Raw genomic sequence first — 16,441 nt, 5'->3', positions numbered from 1 at the left:
ATGCAACTAAATACACTACATGGTCCAAAAAGGACTTTTTTTCAAAAATTACATATTGATCTTCTACTATTTCTTGGGATTCTATTACTTATAAGTTTTGGTCTTATTGTTATGTATAGTGCTAGTGGACAAAACTTAGCTATAATGGTTCGTCAATTGATAAGAATTCTATTATCACTAGGAATTATGCTGTTTTTAGCACAGATATCACCAAAAACTTATGAATCTATTGCTCCATTAATGTTTGTTGTTGGTATTGTTTTATTATTTGGAGTACTTCTTTTAGGTGAAGCAACTAAAGGAGCACAGCGTTGGCTTAATCTTGGATTTGTTCGTTTTCAACCTTCAGAACTTTTAAAATTAGCTGTACCACTTATGATTGCTCGATTTATAGGAAATAAAACCTTTCCTCCAACATTTTATACTTTATTAATTTCATTAATAATAGTTTTTGTTCCTACAATGCTAATTGCTAAACAACCAGACTTGGGTACTTCTATGCTAATTGCTGCATCGGGAATGTTTGTTATTTTTCTCTCAGGTATAAGTTGGAAAATTATTGCAGCTACATTATTGAGCATAGCTGCATTTTTACCAATACTTTGGTTTTTCTTAATGCTAGAATATCAAAAAACGAGAGTAAGAACTTTATTTAATCCAGAGTATGATCCTCTTGGTGCTGGTTATCATATTATTCAAAGCAAAATTGCAATTGGTTCTGGTGGTATTTTAGGTAAAGGTTGGTTACAAGGAACACAATCACAACTAGATTTTCTTCCAGAGCGCCACACAGATTTTATTTTTGCCGTAATTGCTGAAGAATGGGGGTTAGTTGGTATTTTAGGTCTTTTTTTTATCTATCTATTTATTATTGGTCGAGGACTTTATCTAGCAAGCAATATACAAACTGCATTTGGTCGTATGATTACCGGCAGTATTATATTAAGTTTTTTCTTTTATGTGTTTGTTAATATTGGTATGGTAAGTGGAATTCTACCTGTAGTGGGTGTTCCTTTACCACTAGTTAGTTATGGTGGTACATCAATGGTCACGTTAATGTCTGGTTTTGGCATTTTAATGTCAATTTCTACACATAAAAACGCTTTTTCAAAAATTATATAATAGATTAATATGAAACAAAAATATTTTTTTTTACTTATTACTATAATAGAAATATTACTTTTATCTGGCTGTTTACACTCTAGATCCCGATATAGTATTGATAATGATCTGGCTCCTAAAAAACCTATATCACTCCACCATATTGAAGACGTAGTCCCAAGATATGAATTATATAGTATAGCTGGAAATAAAAATTATACCTTAAATGGCAATAGTTATTTAATTATAAAAAATACTAAAGATTTTTCTGAACGAGGAATAGCTTCTTGGTATGGGGAAAAATTCCATGGTCACTTAACTGCAAATGGTGAAGTATACGATATGTACTCTATGTCAGCAGCGCATAAAACATTGCCAATTCCAAGTTATGTTAAAGTTATCAATTTAGATAATGGTAAATCAACTATCGTACGAATTAATGATCGGGGACCATTTCTGAAAAATCGCATTATTGATTTAAGTTATGCATCTGCATCTAAATTAGATATGATAAAATCTGGTGTTGCTAATGTAGTTATTGAAGCAATAACTATAGATGCACCTCCTAAAGATATGCAACAAAAAACAAAATGCTCTTATGTAATCCAACTGGCTGCATCACAAGATAAACAATATTTAAAAAATTTATCTGAAAAATTGAAAAATAGATTATTAATAGACAATTTTATCACACACAATAAAAGAACATTTCGATTTTTTTTAGGACCGTTTAACAATTATATATTAACTCAAAAAACTTTAGAGCAAGTAAAAGTACTTGGTTATCACTCAGCATTCATAAAAAAATATAATTGTTAATCTAAGTAAAAACCAATACTAGTTTCAAATATTATTTCTGTTAGAATACAATGCAAACTTAATAATTACTAGCTAACCAATATACTCATGTTAATTATGAAAAAAATCACTTTAATAAAATCTGTTTATAGCATTTCTACTTTTCTTTTTTCAGCATTAGTTACTGCCCATATTATAGTACCTGATGCTCCAACAATTGCAGCTAAAGGCTATATATTAGTTGATCATCATTCAGGGAAAGTAATTACAGAAAAACAAATGCACACTAAATTACCTCCAGCAAGTTTAACTAAAATAATGACTAGTTATATTATAGGACGTGAACTTGAACAGGGTAACATTTCTAAAGAAGATGATGTTATTATCAGCAAAAATGCCTGGTCTAAAAATTTTCCTAATTCATCAAAAATGTTTATAGAAGTAGGGAATATAGTTAAAGTTAGAGATCTTAATCGTGGTATTATCATACAATCTGGTAATGATGCATGTGTTGCCATTGCTGAGTACATCTCAGGATCTGAAGATTCTTTTGTAGATTTAATGAACGCTTGGGCAGATTCCCTTGGTATGCTTAATACCCATTTTTCTAACTCTCATGGACTGGATAATTCTGACCTTTATTCAACACCTTATGATATAGCATTACTCTCTTCAGCTTTGATTCAAGATTTTCCTGAAGTATATAAAATTTATTCAGAAAAAAAATTCACTTATAACGAAATTACTCAATATAATCGAAATAGTCTGCTTTGGGATAAAAGTATTAATATAGATGGCATCAAAACTGCTCATACAAATAATTCAGGTTATAGCTTAGTTACATCAGCTACTCAAGATAAAATGCGTTTAATTGCTGTTGTGATGGGAACTGAAAGCAATGAAATTCGAAAATCTGAAAGTAAAAAGTTACTCAACTATGGATTTCGATTTTTTGAAACAATTTCACCACATCAAGCAGGAAAAGTTTTTGTTGAAGAAAGAATCTGGATGGGTAAAGATAACACTGTTTCTTTAGGTGTTGATAAAAATACTTACGTAACTTTACCTAAAGGAGAAGCTAAAAATTTGAAAGCAAGTTTTGTACTTGAAAAAGATCTTGAAGCACCAATAATGAAAGGAGAACAAGTAGGTATACTTTACTACGAATTGAATGGTAATAAGATTGCTGAATATCCACTACTTACTTTAAACGAAGTTCAACAAGCAGGACTATTAAGTCGTCTCTGGGATTATGTGGTTTTGTTATTCAAAGACTTGTTTTCTCTCTTAGAAAATGCGAAAGCAACTGCAAGTGAGAATACTGAGAAGACTGGGTGTTGTGCTTCTCATGGTTAATAGTAATTTTTTAGATACAAAATTAAAAGATCTACTCAAGTTCCCGTGTTTATTTACATATAAAGTGATAGGTGATGCAAAACCTGAATTAATAAATCTCATTTCAAACGTGATCAAGTGTTATGTATCCGGTAATTATACTACAACTATCAAACCAAGTACTAAAGGTAATTACTATGCAGTTTCTATCAGAATCGTAGCAGCTTCTATTGAACAAATAGAAAATCTTTATAAAGATTTCTCTGAAATAAGTATTGTTCGTATAGTGTTATGAAAACTGTAAAACTTTAAAATATACTCTATGATAGTTCTAATATTTTTGTATCTACATAATATAAAATAAATTAAAAACAAAAAGGTCATTATTGGAAAATCAAGTTATTATCAAAAAGTTTGGACTGTGTGAGTATAAAAAAATCTGGGGTGCTATGAGAGAATTTACTGATAAACGCACAAATAAAGATCTAGATGAGCTTTGGCTCTTAGAACATTATCCGGTTTTCACTCAAGGTCAATCAGATACAACAAAGCAAGTATTTAATAATATTAACATTCCTTTAATTAAAAGTGATCGAGGTGGTAAAATTACTTATCACGGTCCTGGACAGTTGATTGTATACTTCTTAATTGACCTACATAGAAAAAAAATAAGTGTTCGAGATTTTGTGACTTGTATCGAAAAACTCGTGATTAATACATTAAAAAAATATAATATTGATTCAATATCTCAACCTAATGCACCAGGTGTATATGTTAATAACAAAAAAATTTGCTCTATAGGACTGCGTATTCGTAAAGGATGTTCTTTCCATGGGTTAGCTCTGAATGTCAATATGGATCTTTCTCCTTTCCTGTATATTGATCCATGTGGTTATCACGATATGGAAATGGTGCAAATTAGTCAATTGGGAGGTCCTAAACAATTGAACCATATAGAACAAGAAATCATAAAAGAATTTATTATATTATTTAATTACAAAGATATAATCTATATAAAAGATATAAATCTAAGTACATATACAAACAGATATTTTAGTTTATAAAGTATGAAGAAACGAATTCAAATCAACAAAAACATTAATAGAGCTGATAAAATTGCTTCGATTTCATTCAGAAAGCCTATAAAGATCAAAGAAACAAAAGAAAAGCTTAAAAAACCAAAATGGATGAAAATAAAGTTACCATTAGATAATAGGCGCATTCAACAAATTAAGTTAACAATGCGAAAAAATGGACTCCACTCAGTATGTGAAGAAGCTTCATGCCCAAATTTATCAGAATGTTTTAATCGTGGCACGGCTACTTTTATGATACTGGGTATAGTTTGTACTCGTCGTTGTCCTTTTTGTGATATTACTCATGGTCGTCCTTTCCCTCCAGATCCTGATGAACCTAAAAGACTTGCAGAAACAATTAAAAATATGAAACTAAACTATGTTGTAATTACATCTGTTGATCGAGATGATTTACGCGATGGTGGTGCACAGCATTTTTCAGATTGTACTCGTGAAATTCGTTTATTAAATCCAGGAATCAAAATCGAAATACTAGTTCCAGATTTTCGGGGACGCATGGAAGTTGCATTGAATTTAATGAAAATCAACTTACCAGATATTTTTAATCATAATTTAGAAACAATTCCTCGTCTTTATAGCCAAGTCCGACCAAGTGCAAACTATGAATGGTCACTGAAACTATTAAAAAAATTCAATGAACAAAATCCAAATATTCCAACAAAATCAGGTTTAATGATGGGATTGGGTGAAACTAAAAAAGAAATCATAGAAGTTCTCAAACACCTTCGTAATCATGAAGTAAGCATGCTTACTATAGGTCAATACTTAGCACCTAGCCAACATCACCTTTCTGTTAAACGTTATATTACACCAGAAGAATTTAAAGAGATAAAAGAAATTGCTATTAAATTAGGTTTTACTCATGCTGCATGTGGACCTTTCATACGTTCATCATATCATGCTGATCTTCAGGCAAAGGGAAAAGAAATTACATAAATATAAGTATATGCTATTTATAAAATAATCTAGATGTAAACTGGTAAACGTTTACAAATTTTTAACACTTGTATTTTAGTGGCTTTAATAATAGTTCGATCTCCTATATTATCTAGGATATTACAAATCCAAGTAGCTACTATTTTCATGTCTGATTGTGTAAAACCTCGACGTGTTGCAGAGGCAGAACCAATTCGAATTCCAGAGGTAACAAATGGACTGTTAGGATCATTTGGCACCGTATTTTTATTTACTGTAATATTTGCAGCACCTAACGCCTCATCAGCTTCTTTTCCTGTAATTCCTTTATTTGTTAAATCAATAAGAAATAAATGATTTTCACTAGAACCAGAAACCACTTTATATCCACGAGATAAAAATATATTAACCATTGCTTTAGAATTTAAAATAACACGAGATTGATATTCTTTAAACTCAGGTTCTAGTGCTTCTTTAAAAGCAACAGCCTTAGCTGCAATAACATGCATCAAAGGACCTCCTTGGCTACCAGGAAACAATGAAGCATTTAGCTTTTTATATAACTCGTTACCCCCATTAGATAAAATAAGACCCCCACGAGGACCTGCTAATGTTTTATGGGTTGTTGTCGTTACTACATCTGCATATTTTACAGGACTTGGATAAACACCTGCTGCAACAAGACCTGCAACATGTGCCATATCTACAAAAAAATAAGCACCAACTTTATTAGCTATTTCACGCATACGTAACCAATTACAAATTTGTGAGTAAGCAGAAAAACCACCGATAATCATTTTTGGCTTATGCCGTATTGCTAGAAGTTCCATTTCTTTGTAATTAATTTTCCCTTTTTTATCAATACCATAATGGATAACATTATAAAGCTTGCCAGAAAAATTTACAGAAGAACCATGAGTAAGATGACCACCATATTCCAAACCCATACTTAAAATAGTATCTCCTACATTTAATAAAGCCATATAAACTGCATTATTTGCTTGAGAACCTGAATGTGGTTGCACATTCGCATATTCTGTACCAAATAAAGAACATGCTCGTTTAATTGCCAATCTCTCAACTTGATCTACGTACTTACAACCTCCATAATAACGTTTACCTGGATAACCTTCAGCATATTTATTCGTTAACTGAGACCCTTGAGCTTCCATAACCCTTTGACTTGTATAATTTTCTGAAGCAATTAGTTCAATATGTTCCTCCTGTCTACGTTCTTCGCCTTTCATTGCTAAAAATAGCTCTGTATCATAATCAGAGATACTTACCTCAGGATTAAACATTTTTAAAATTCCTCCAATAACAACTTTCTTGATTTGTAATGACATATAACTAAAAATTCTTAAACTAATCATTGATTTATTATATCACTCATATATTCAGGAAAAAATCTAAGTATATCCAAATTAATGATGAATAAACACGAAGTAAACTAACTTAATAAGTTGCATAAAAACCTAAAAATTTTACCTACTTAATACCTTTAAATTAAATTAATTGTCATTTTTTAATTCTTCATTTAATTGCATTGCAATATATCCTGGTGATTTTGTAGATGCTGAAATCAAATTATACATAGCAGGGATAATAAACAAGGTTATTATAGTTGAAACCCCCATTCCAAAAAAAATAACCGTCCCTACTGAAATGCGACTTTCATGACCAGGTCCTGTTGATAAAATTAATGGCATTGAAGCAATGATGGTTGTAAATGAAGTCATTAAAATTGGGCGTAATCTTCTTTCAGAGGCATTAAGAATAGCTTTTTCAAAGGATAAACCAGAATCACGAAGTTGATTAGCAAACTCAACAATTAAAATCCCATTTTTAGTTACCATACCAATGAGCATAATCATACCAATCTGGCTATAAATATTTAGACCTTGATTTGTTAAAAACAAACCTAATAGACCACCAAATCCTCCTATAGGAACAGTAAAAATTATAACTAGGGGATTAATGAAACTTTCAAATTGAGCTGCGAGAACTAAGTAAGCAACAAATAAAGATAAAATAAATATGATTAAGATATTTGATCTATTCTCTTTATATTCTTTAGATTCACCAGAATAATTTATTGAAATATCACTCGGTATTATCTGAATAGCTTTTTTTTCTAAAAAATTTAGAGCTTGTCCAAGAGTATGACCATTCGAAATATTAGCTGTTAAAGTAATTGATTTTTTCCTATTATAGTGAGATAAGCGATTAGAAGAAGTCATTTCTTCAATATTAGCTATAGTATTTAAAACTACCAATTTACCTGAAGCAGTAGGAATATATATTTTGCTTAGATCCATAACGTTATTAAAACTACTGTCATCTCCACGAAGATATACATCGTACTCTTCACCTCGTTCTATGAAAGTTGTCTCGCTGATACCATTAAGCATAACTTCTAATACATGAAAAATATCAGAAACATTAATCCCAAGTGCCGATACACTTTTCTTATCAACAGTGATAACTAATTCTGGTGTTTTCTCTGAATAATCAATGTCTACCCCTTCCATAAATGGAGAAATTTCAGCCTGATGTTTTAAAATATTTGCTAATTCTTGTAACTCTACATAGTCAGAACCTGATAGAATAAACTGAATAGGCTTAGTTAAACCACTTGAAAAACTTGGTATAAAAGAGGAAATTTTTACATCAGGAATATCTATAAATGCCTGACGAACTTTATCTAATGCTTGATGAACAGTGAGAATCCTTTTATCCCAATCTTTCAGGATCATAATTATAAAACCAGTCTGATCACCATGAAGCCCTGAAAATGCCGGAGATTGAATACTAAACGACTTCAAAAAATCTTGATCAAGCATAGGCATTAGACGATCTTCAATAAGATTCATACTTGAAGATATCCGATGATAACTACTAGAATCACTCCCCCTAACAAAAGCTAAAATTACACCACGATCCTCTACTGGCAATAATTCTGATGGCAATTTAATACTCAATAAAAAGCTAGCACATATACATGATATAATTGAAAACGGTCCTATCCATTTCCGCTTTAAAATGTATTTTAAAAGATTACGATAATAGAATTCTAACTTAGAAAATTTGTGCATTATAAAGCTGGTCAATGTATTAATTTCGCTGTATACACCTGGTTTTAAAAGTTTACTGCTTAATACTGGTGTTAGAGTCAGTGCAACAAAAGAAGAAGATATTACTGACATGGCTAAAAAAACAGAAAATTCTTTAAAAAATAATCCTACTATCCCATCCATAAAAGAGATTGGTAAAAATACCATAACTAATATTAATGTCGTTGCAATAACTGCGAAACTAACTTCTTTTACGCCTCTATATGCAGCAACTAAAGCTGATTTACCCTGCTCAAGATGGTGAAAAATATTTTCTAGCACTACAATAGCGTCATCTACAACAAGACCAATGGATAAAATAAGTGCCATTAATGTGAAAAGATTAATAGAAAACCCAAAATAATTAGCAACTATAAACGAAGATATTAGAGATATAGGCACTGTCAATGCTGGAATAAAAGTTACACCTAACTGACCTATAAAAATATATAAAACAAAGATAACTAAAGCGATAGTAATAAATAATGTAGTATATACTTCATCAATAGAACGTTTAATAAACAGTGTTGCATCATAATCAATATCTAAACGAGTTCCATCCGGTAAAAATTTCTGAATTTTTTTTAGTTCGTCCTTTATTAAATAAGACACTTCAAGTGGATTAGCATCAGATTGTGTTATAATGGCCATGCTAACGTTAACAGCACCATCACTTTTAAAGCTTGAATTTTCATTTTTATTACCAATGTATACATCAGCTACATCTTTCAAATAAATAGGAATATTATTATGAGCATATTTCACAATTAAATAATTAAAATCTTTAACATGATTATATGATCGCGCAACACGCACTGACATCGTAATAGCATCATTGCTAATTTGACCTGCCGAATGTTCAATATTCTCATTTTTTAATGAATTTATAACATCAACTGTTCTAACTCCTCGAGCAGCCATTAGATCTGGTATGAGTTTTACATACATTACTTTTTGAAGGCCACCAAAAACATGAACAGAACTTACCCCAGAGATTAAATTAAACCGATCTATTAAGACCCTATTTACATAATCAGTCAATAAAAACCTGTCCATTATAGATGAACTTAAATTAATGTATAAAGAAGCTTCAGCTAATCCTTCATCTTTAATAAGAATTGGATCATTAGCTTTATCAGGCAATAAAGGTCGAACACTAGCTAGACGATCACGAATATCATTTATAATAATATTCGTATTAGAGTCGGAGCGAAACTTAATTAAAATACGAGAAAAACCTCTTCTAGTTGAAGAAGTGATTTCATCAATACCGCTAATATTTGATAAATGCTTTTCTATTATAGAGGTAATTTGATTCTCAATAATGCTTGCTGACGCCCCTTTATAATGAGTATTAATAGTTACTGATAAAGTATTAATATCAGGCATCTCACGCACAGGAAGTTTTAAGAAAGAAACGATTCCAAATAAAACAAGCAATAAGCTAAGTACAATGGCTATCACAGGTCGTTTAATCGATACATCGGATAACCACATTAATTAACTTCCTTTTTCTCTAGTACGTCTTAGTTAAGTTCATGAATGATCATTCCATCACGTACTTTAACAATACCTTGAACAATAATTTTTTGACCAATTTGCAAACCTTGTTTAATCAAAATTGAATTATTACCAACATGAGAACCTAAAACCACTTCTGTACGAATGGCCTTAGAATTTTTGTCAACTATATAAACAAAACGTTTAGTTCCTGAATATTCAATAGCTTCAACAGGAATAACCAATGCTTTTATTGGAGAGAAAAGCATATTAACTGACATTAACATACCAGGTTTTAGTTTCATAAAATTATTTTCAAAATGAATTCGAACTGTTAAAGTCAATGTATCTTTATCAATATGAGAATCGATGGCAGTTACTTTCCCAACAAACTGCTCGCTTTTCCAGGCGTTAGTATTTGCTATTACTTCCATACCAACATTAATCATAGATAAATAAATTTCTGGGACTTGTACATCAAGTTGCATTATTGAAAGATTATCTAAAGTAAATAATTTATCACCGACACGAACTAATTCACCTCGATTTAAATCTACCAAACCTATAGTTCCAGAAAAAGGAGCAATAATATGAAACTGCTTTAAAGAAACTTCATGGGCAGCTAAACGAGATTTAGCTATTTCAACATTAGCTTTCTGATAGTCTACTTTGGTTTTAGTTATTGCTCCTTTTTGTAAGAGCTGCTTGAACTCTTTAAGAATACGATTTTGATTCTTAAAATGAACTTTAGCCTCTCGTATCGATTCCTGAATTTTTGAATCATCTAACCGAAAGAGCAATTGCCCCTGCTTAACTACTTGATTTTCTTTAATTGCAATTTCATCGACTTTACCTGTGATTTCAGAAGATATCAAAACAGATTCATTAGATTTAAGTTTACCATATAAAGAAAGGGACTGAGGAATCTCATTAACTTGAACCTGTCCTGTAACCACTGTGATACGTTGAAAATCGTCAAGACTTTTTTTCGCATGAACAGTCAAAACTAAAATGTAGAAAACTAGAAATGTAATGATTTTTTTAATCATGGCAATTATCTACCATAGCGAATTCTATGAATCAAACAAGCTAAATTAAAATCAAAAAAAAGCATTAGTATTTATTATAGATAGGCAGTATACATACAATAGATTGCGACAAAAAAACAAATCCAGACCGATTAGTTCATCATTTTTTAGTCTACAATCAATGTAGTGATGTCTATCGAAATATTTTCACTACTTCATGTTATAGTAATGCATACTATAACAAAAAGCACAAGATTGACTTTGACTTTTATTAAAATTTTTAAATGCTTGAAATAAATCTCATGGATTTTAAAATTTTTAGTTGAAAATTTCATAGGAGGAGCTTTGTCTAAACCAGCGGTATTTTTAGATCGTGATGGTGTCCTTAACGTAGACTATGGATATGTATATAACAAATCCAATTTTGATTTTATTGATAATGTATTTGAGGCAACTAGACAATTGCAATGTATGGGCTACATACTTGTGTTAATTACTAACCAATCTGGTATTGCCCGCGGACTTTTTACTAAAAAAGATTTTTTATCACTAACTACTTGGATGTATAGAAGTTTCCTTAAACATAAGGTAGAGTTTACTGGAATTTATTATTGCCCACATCATCCAACATTGGGTCTCGGAAAATATTTAACACAATGTAATTGTAGAAAACCAAAACCTGGTATGCTTATAAAAGCTCGTGACTATCTAAATATTGATATGAAAAATTCAGTTATGGTGGGTGATAAGGTTGAAGATATGATAGCAGCAAACAGAGCTAATGTAGGAACAAAAATTCTAGTCCGTACAGGAAATCCATTGACTAAAAAAGGAGAAATACTATCTACCAAAGTACTAGATAGCATAAAAAACGTCCCTGAGTATTTGATAAGTAATAAAAAACAATCAACATAATTAGTTATATTGAAAATAATCTAGCATCTTTTGATTGAAAAAATATAAAATTAAGGACGATAAATTTTTACATTATTAAAGCCACAATTCTGTAAATTTATAGCTTGATATAAACTCATTATACCATGTTCGCAATAAAGTAAATACACCTTGTCTTGATCTAAATTTTTAAACTGATTTATTAAACGAAAAAATGGCATATGCCTTACTTCAACATTATCCATTACTAATGGATTTTTGCTTTTATCATCAGGACTGCGAATATCTAATATAATTGAATCTATTTCAGCTACCTTAACTTGATTGATTTTTGGAAAAACTTGAAAGTTTTTTGATATAATATTACGTATGTTGGTAACCTGAACATCCAAGGTTACTTGTTCAAGAATCGAAAAATCAAATTTTGATTCTTCAATTTCTACCTTCTTTTTTATAGCTTTAACTGTAGGTTTTTTTGAAATAACTCCGCAAAACTCTGGAACAGATTTAGAAAAAACTTCAGTACCAATATCTCTTGCAAGCTTAATAATATCTTCTTTATCCCAATTGATAAGTGGACGAAGAATTAAAGTATCAGTCACACTATCAATACAACGTAAATTTGTTAAGGTTTGGCTAGATACTTGACCAAGAGATTCACCAGTTATCAATGCTTGAATTCCATATCGTTCTGCTAAGATAGCACCAGCACGAATAAACATTCGCTTCAAAATAACACTCATATAACTATTATCAATTTTTTTAAGAATTTCGGTTACTACAGGTACAAAATTTACTGAAAAAAAATTTACTTTAGCTGATGAACCATATTTTTTCCAAAGAAAATAAGAAATTTTTCTTACCATAATTTCATGAATAGAACCATCTAAGTTAAAAAAACAATAATGTGTTTTAGAACCACGTTTAATATGTAAGTAGCTAGATACAGCAGAATCAAAACCACCAGAAATAAGGCTAAGTACATCCTCTTGAGTACCTAAAGGAAAACCACCTAAACCTCGAATACGAGTAATAATTTGATTTAATTTATTATTAAAAATTTCAATACTTATCGTTAAATCTGGTTTAACTAACCTAACAGAAGCACTTTGAATTGATTCATTTAAAAAACAACCTATATAACGTTCTAATTCTACTGAAGTAAATTCATGTTTCCCATGACGTTTAACACGAACAGAAAAAGTTTTATTCTCCATATTTGAACGATGTAACTTTAATACTTGAGTAGAAATATCATGCATATCAGTAAAATATGATTGCTGAACTTGTAATATATGATGAATACCTGGTGTATTTTTTAGAATATTAAGTACTTCTTCAAAATCAAAATTGCTTTTTAACGTTACCTCTATATGATCTCGGCAATTGAAAACCTTAACATATTCTGTCTGACGCTGAACAATAATACGAATATTACAAGTTAAAATTTTTACAAATCGCTTACGAACCGAAGAACTCTTAACAAAAATTTCTGGATGAATCTTAACAATAAACTTCATTCTTTCATTTTAAAATAAAAAAGGTTATATACAGAAAATAAAACTAAGGATACTACAATATTTTATACTATTTTAACAAGAACCTTATTAAGGAAACAATGAAATCTCTTCGCTATAGGTAGGTTCACCTTGAAGAATAGCAATTTCAACTCTTCTATTTCTTGCACGTTGCCACTCAGTATCGTTAGGACCTAAAGGATTAGTATCTGCCATTCCTACAACTCTAATCCTCTGGTGAGAAAAACCTGGTACTTTCTCCATATCATGAGCAACAGATACTGCACGTTGTGAAGATAGGTCCCAATTTGAACGATATAGTTCAGAATCTAAAGGCTGATTATCTGTGTGACCTGAAATACGTACAATTCCAGGAATATCTTTCACAAGATTAGCAATACGACGAATTAATGGTTTAAATTGAGGTTGTAAAAAAGCAGATTCTTCAGGAAAAACACCTTTTTCTTGAATTCGAATGACAATCTGTTGTCCTAAATTTTCAATCTCAATAATACTTTTTGAAAGCTCCATGCGTAATGCCATTTTTAGACTTTTTTCAATTTTTTTAGAAAAAATTTCAGACTGTCTATATTTATCTATAGATAGTTTAGATTTAATTCCATCATTTTTAGAATCAATCTCTTTATTACTAATATTGATAGCTTCTTGCATAATTGTCTCAATTGGTGTAGGATTCATTTGGCTAGGTAAAAAATCCTGGGCAATAATACTACTTCCTTTTGGAAGAAGCTCTAGATCTGTTCCTTTTTGTATCCCAAAAGCAAATTTCATTGAACCCGATATTTGCTTGAATTTTAAAACATCCATTTCAGAAAAAGATAATAGCAATACAAAAAAACACATGAGTAATGACATTAAATCAGCAAATGTAGCCATCCATAACGGTAACCCGGCAGAAGTGTTAGATTTTTTATTGTTATCTAGTTTGCTATTCATTATCTAAATCAAAAAATCGCTTGCTTTCATTCAGATAATTTTTTAAATAACTATCTATAACACGAGGATTGTGACCATCTTGAATAGCCAATACACCATCCATAACTAAACAACGATTTAATCTTCCTTGTTCGCGACGAAGAGAAAGTTTATCTGCAATTGGAAGAAAAACCATATTAGATAAAATAGCGCCATAAAGGGTAGTTAAAAGAGCTATTGCCATAGCAGGACCAATAGCCTTTGGATCATCCATATTTGAAAGCATGGCAACTAAACCAACTAAAGTACCAATCATTCCCATAGCGGGTGCAACATCACCAAAAGCACGAAATACAGCTGAACCTTTCTCATGACGTTCATCAGTTAAAGCAATGTCCTTCTTTAAGGTTAATTTAACCACATCAGAATCATAACCATCAACCAATAAATCGATGCCTTTTTTCATAAAACTATCCTTGATTTCAATACTTTCTAATGCTAGAAAACCACCTCTACGTGCTGCATTTGCCATTTCTACTATTTTAACAATTAAATCTTCTGGTTCATCTAGCTTAAATATGAATGCTTTACCAGCAATTTTAGCTGCAGCTAAAAATTGTCTTATAGTAAATTTCATTAATACAACAAAAGTTGAACCAACCATAACAATTAAAATCGACGTAACATCAAGAAACATCATAATACTGCCACCAAGAATCATCGCGATTACAACGGAAGCAATAGAACCAACGAGCCCTATTAACGTCGCTAAATCCACAAAACACCTCTTGCTAAAAAAAACTTAAATATACATAAAAATTAACTAAAAAAATTTATTTATTTATAAAAACTTTAGTTAAACTGATTTTTTTCTATATTAAGAAAAGACAATTTTTATAACTTATTTTAAACTTCATAATTATTCTATTCAATCTTAGATAGTAATATCATAATGTGAAATTAACTAAGAAAATTTATTTAAGTTAAATTTGACCAAAACAAATCCCTAAGGTAACTTTTACCTACTTAGATTAAATATATGTGAATTATGACAAATACAATACGAGAAAACATGTCTTTTGAAGAAATGATTGAAGAACTCAACATTTTAGTAAGCCAACTTGAAGATGGTAATCTAACCCTAGATGAAGCCTTAAAAAAATTTGAAAATGGAATTTCTTTAATACGTGCAAGTCAAAAAAAACTAGCTAATGCAGAACAACGTATCAATATCTTACTAAAAAATGATGATTTAAAATTAAGTAAATTTGATGTTTGCTTAGAAAAATCTTCAGATAGTGAACTTAATCATGATTAAGGCATTAAAATTTTATCAAAAACGAAATCATTCTCAACTTAATGTATGGTTGCAAAACTACATATCTCATAAACATCAAACTTTGACTGATGCGATGAATTATGGATTAATGGGTGGAAAATGCATTCGACCAATCTTAGTTTATATTACTGGTAAAGTTTTAAACTGCTCTTTGGAACAGTTAGATACTCCAGCATCGGCAATAGAATGTATACACGCTTATTCTTTAATTCATGATGACCTTCCTTCAATGGATAATGACAAACTACGCCGTGGACAACCAACTTGTCATATTAGGTTTAATGAAGCTATGGCAATACTAACTGGTGATGCTTTGCATACCTTAGCTTTCACTATTCTTTCAGAAGGAAAACTTTCAAAAAAAGCTGAATCTAATCGAATCACAATGATTCAAATACTTGCTCGAGCATCTGGAGCGTATGGAATGTGCATGGGACAATTTCTCGATCTGGAAGCTGCAGAACAAATGTTATCTTTAAAGGAATTAGAAAACATTCATCGAAACAAAACAGGTGCACTTATTAAATGCGCGATTCAATTAGGTGCTTTATCTGCTGGAGATAAAGGCATTAGCATCATGCCTCAACTTAATAAATATGCTGATGCAATTGGCCTTGCTTTTCAAATACAAGATGATATTTTAGATATTACTAGCAATACAGAAATCTTAGGGAAACCACAAGGTTCTGATCAGGAACGAAAAAAAAGCACCTACCCTGCATTACTTGGTCTCAATGGTGCTATTAATAAATCTAAAACTCTATTAAATGAAGCAATCCAAGCTCTACAAACCATTCCATATAATACAAAACCACTTGAAGAATTTGCAAAATACCTTGTTAAACGAAAAAATTAATTAATCAGAACA

14 protein-coding genes and 1 pseudogene are annotated in these 16,441 nt (G+C 30.6%); 9 read left to right on the top strand and 6 right to left on the bottom strand.

Going from position 1 to position 16,441, the window contains the following annotated elements; genetic code table 11:
• The 6 genes and pseudogenes from rodA to lipA all read left to right on the top strand — a co-directional run bounded on the left by rodA (window position 1) and on the right by lipA (window position 5,267).
• A complete protein-coding gene (rodA, locus tag CF66_RS00110; protein WP_034411047.1) occupies window positions 1–1,122 on the top strand; it encodes a rod shape-determining protein RodA in 1,122 nt (373 codons plus the stop codon).
• Between the two features lie 9 nt (window positions 1,123–1,131).
• On the top strand, window positions 1,132–1,920 hold the full coding sequence (locus tag CF66_RS00105; RefSeq protein WP_016504010.1) for a septal ring lytic transglycosylase RlpA family protein: 789 nt from the start codon (window positions 1,132–1,134) through the stop codon (window positions 1,918–1,920).
• 96 nt (window positions 1,921–2,016) lie between these two features.
• Window positions 2,017–3,180 (top strand): annotated as a pseudogene (locus tag CF66_RS00100) (serine hydrolase); the annotation flags it as partial.
• Between the two features lie 67 nt (window positions 3,181–3,247).
• Window positions 3,248–3,529 carry a DUF493 family protein YbeD gene (ybeD, locus tag CF66_RS00095; protein ID WP_016504008.1) on the top strand — a complete coding sequence of 94 codons (282 nt, stop codon included), beginning with the start codon at window positions 3,248–3,250 and terminating at the stop codon, window positions 3,527–3,529.
• 91 nt (window positions 3,530–3,620) lie between these two features.
• Window positions 3,621–4,298 carry a lipoyl(octanoyl) transferase LipB gene (gene lipB, locus CF66_RS00090; protein WP_016504007.1) on the top strand — a complete coding sequence of 226 codons (678 nt, stop codon included), beginning with the start codon at window positions 3,621–3,623 and terminating at the stop codon, window positions 4,296–4,298.
• A 3-nt stretch (window positions 4,299–4,301) separates the two neighbouring features.
• Window positions 4,302–5,267 carry a lipoyl synthase gene (gene lipA / locus CF66_RS00085; RefSeq protein WP_016504006.1) on the top strand — a complete coding sequence of 322 codons (966 nt, stop codon included), beginning with the start codon at window positions 4,302–4,304 and terminating at the stop codon, window positions 5,265–5,267.
• Window positions 5,268–5,296: 29 nt separating this feature from the next.
• Here lipA and glyA read toward each other — a convergent pair whose 3' ends face one another.
• From glyA to CF66_RS00070, 3 genes are all read right to left on the bottom strand, one after another.
• The gene (gene glyA / locus CF66_RS00080) at window positions 5,297–6,547 is read right to left on the bottom strand and encodes a serine hydroxymethyltransferase (protein ID WP_016504005.1); all 1,251 of its coding nucleotides are present in this window, start codon (window positions 6,545–6,547) and stop codon (window positions 5,297–5,299) included.
• A 210-nt stretch (window positions 6,548–6,757) separates the two neighbouring features.
• A complete protein-coding gene (locus CF66_RS00075) occupies window positions 6,758–9,856 on the bottom strand; it encodes an efflux RND transporter permease subunit (RefSeq protein ID WP_034411046.1) in 3,099 nt (1,032 codons plus the stop codon).
• Window positions 9,857–9,885: 29 nt separating this feature from the next.
• Window positions 9,886–10,908, bottom strand: coding sequence for an efflux RND transporter periplasmic adaptor subunit (locus tag CF66_RS00070; protein WP_016504003.1), 1,023 nt, complete (start codon window positions 10,906–10,908; stop codon window positions 9,886–9,888).
• 324 nt (window positions 10,909–11,232) lie between these two features.
• Here CF66_RS00070 and gmhB point away from each other — a divergent pair, with 324 nt between their 5' ends.
• A complete protein-coding gene (gene gmhB, locus CF66_RS00065; protein ID WP_016504002.1) occupies window positions 11,233–11,802 on the top strand; it encodes a D-glycero-beta-D-manno-heptose 1,7-bisphosphate 7-phosphatase in 570 nt (189 codons plus the stop codon).
• 50 nt (window positions 11,803–11,852) lie between these two features.
• Here the strand turns inward: gmhB and thiI are convergent, their stop codons facing one another.
• The 3 genes from thiI to pomA all read right to left on the bottom strand — a co-directional run bounded on the left by thiI (window position 11,853) and on the right by pomA (window position 15,012).
• Window positions 11,853–13,301: a tRNA uracil 4-sulfurtransferase ThiI gene (gene thiI / locus CF66_RS00060; protein ID WP_034411043.1), complete on the bottom strand. Its 1,449-nt coding sequence runs from the start codon at window positions 13,299–13,301 to the stop codon at window positions 11,853–11,855.
• Between the two features lie 87 nt (window positions 13,302–13,388).
• Entirely contained in the window at window positions 13,389–14,255 is an 867-nt protein-coding gene (locus tag CF66_RS00055) for a flagellar motor protein MotB (protein ID WP_016504000.1), read from the bottom strand.
• A complete protein-coding gene (pomA, locus tag CF66_RS00050; protein WP_034411040.1) occupies window positions 14,248–15,012 on the bottom strand; it encodes a flagellar motor protein PomA in 765 nt (254 codons plus the stop codon). The genes CF66_RS00055 and pomA overlap by 8 nt, the downstream gene beginning before the upstream one ends.
• A 270-nt stretch (window positions 15,013–15,282) precedes the next feature.
• Between pomA and CF66_RS00045 the strand changes: the two genes are divergently transcribed.
• Both CF66_RS00045 and ispA read left to right on the top strand, forming a co-directional pair.
• Window positions 15,283–15,552 (top strand): exodeoxyribonuclease VII small subunit, encoded by a 270-nt coding sequence (locus tag CF66_RS00045; protein ID WP_016503998.1) that lies wholly within the window; start codon window positions 15,283–15,285, stop codon window positions 15,550–15,552.
• Complete coding sequence (gene ispA, locus CF66_RS00040) at window positions 15,545–16,429, top strand: (2E,6E)-farnesyl diphosphate synthase (RefSeq protein ID WP_016503997.1); 885 nt, start codon at window positions 15,545–15,547, stop codon at window positions 16,427–16,429. The genes CF66_RS00045 and ispA overlap by 8 nt, the downstream gene beginning before the upstream one ends.
• The last annotated feature ends 12 nt before the right edge of the window (window positions 16,430–16,441 follow it).

The sequence above is a fragment of the Candidatus Photodesmus anomalopis genome, assembly GCF_000731785.2.
GTDB classification, from domain to species: Bacteria; Pseudomonadota; Gammaproteobacteria; order Enterobacterales; family Vibrionaceae; genus Vibrio; species Vibrio anomalopis.
Note: the sequence above shows the minus strand (reverse complement) of the source record. Positions and strands in the feature narration are given on the sequence as shown.

Coding starts and splice junctions, on each gene's coding strand:
- rodA (WP_034411047.1), top strand. CDS start 1: ATGCAACTAAATACACTACATGGTCCAAAAAGGACTTTTTTTCAAAAA.
- CF66_RS00105 (WP_016504010.1), top strand. CDS start 1,132: ATGAAACAAAAATATTTTTTTTTACTTATTACTATAATAGAAATATTA.
- ybeD (WP_016504008.1), top strand. CDS start 3,248: ATGGTTAATAGTAATTTTTTAGATACAAAATTAAAAGATCTACTCAAG.
- lipA (WP_016504006.1), top strand. CDS start 4,302: ATGAAGAAACGAATTCAAATCAACAAAAACATTAATAGAGCTGATAAA.
- glyA (WP_016504005.1), bottom strand. CDS start 6,547: ATGTTTAATCCTGAGGTAAGTATCTCTGATTATGATACAGAGCTATTT.
- CF66_RS00075 (WP_034411046.1), bottom strand. CDS start 9,856: ATGTGGTTATCCGATGTATCGATTAAACGACCTGTGATAGCCATTGTA.
- CF66_RS00070 (WP_016504003.1), bottom strand. CDS start 10,908: ATGATTAAAAAAATCATTACATTTCTAGTTTTCTACATTTTAGTTTTG.
- thiI (WP_034411043.1), bottom strand. CDS start 13,301: ATGAAGTTTATTGTTAAGATTCATCCAGAAATTTTTGTTAAGAGTTCT.
- CF66_RS00055 (WP_016504000.1), bottom strand. CDS start 14,255: ATGAATAGCAAACTAGATAACAATAAAAAATCTAACACTTCTGCCGGG.
- CF66_RS00045 (WP_016503998.1), top strand. CDS start 15,283: ATGACAAATACAATACGAGAAAACATGTCTTTTGAAGAAATGATTGAA.
- ispA (WP_016503997.1), top strand. CDS start 15,545: ATGATTAAGGCATTAAAATTTTATCAAAAACGAAATCATTCTCAACTT.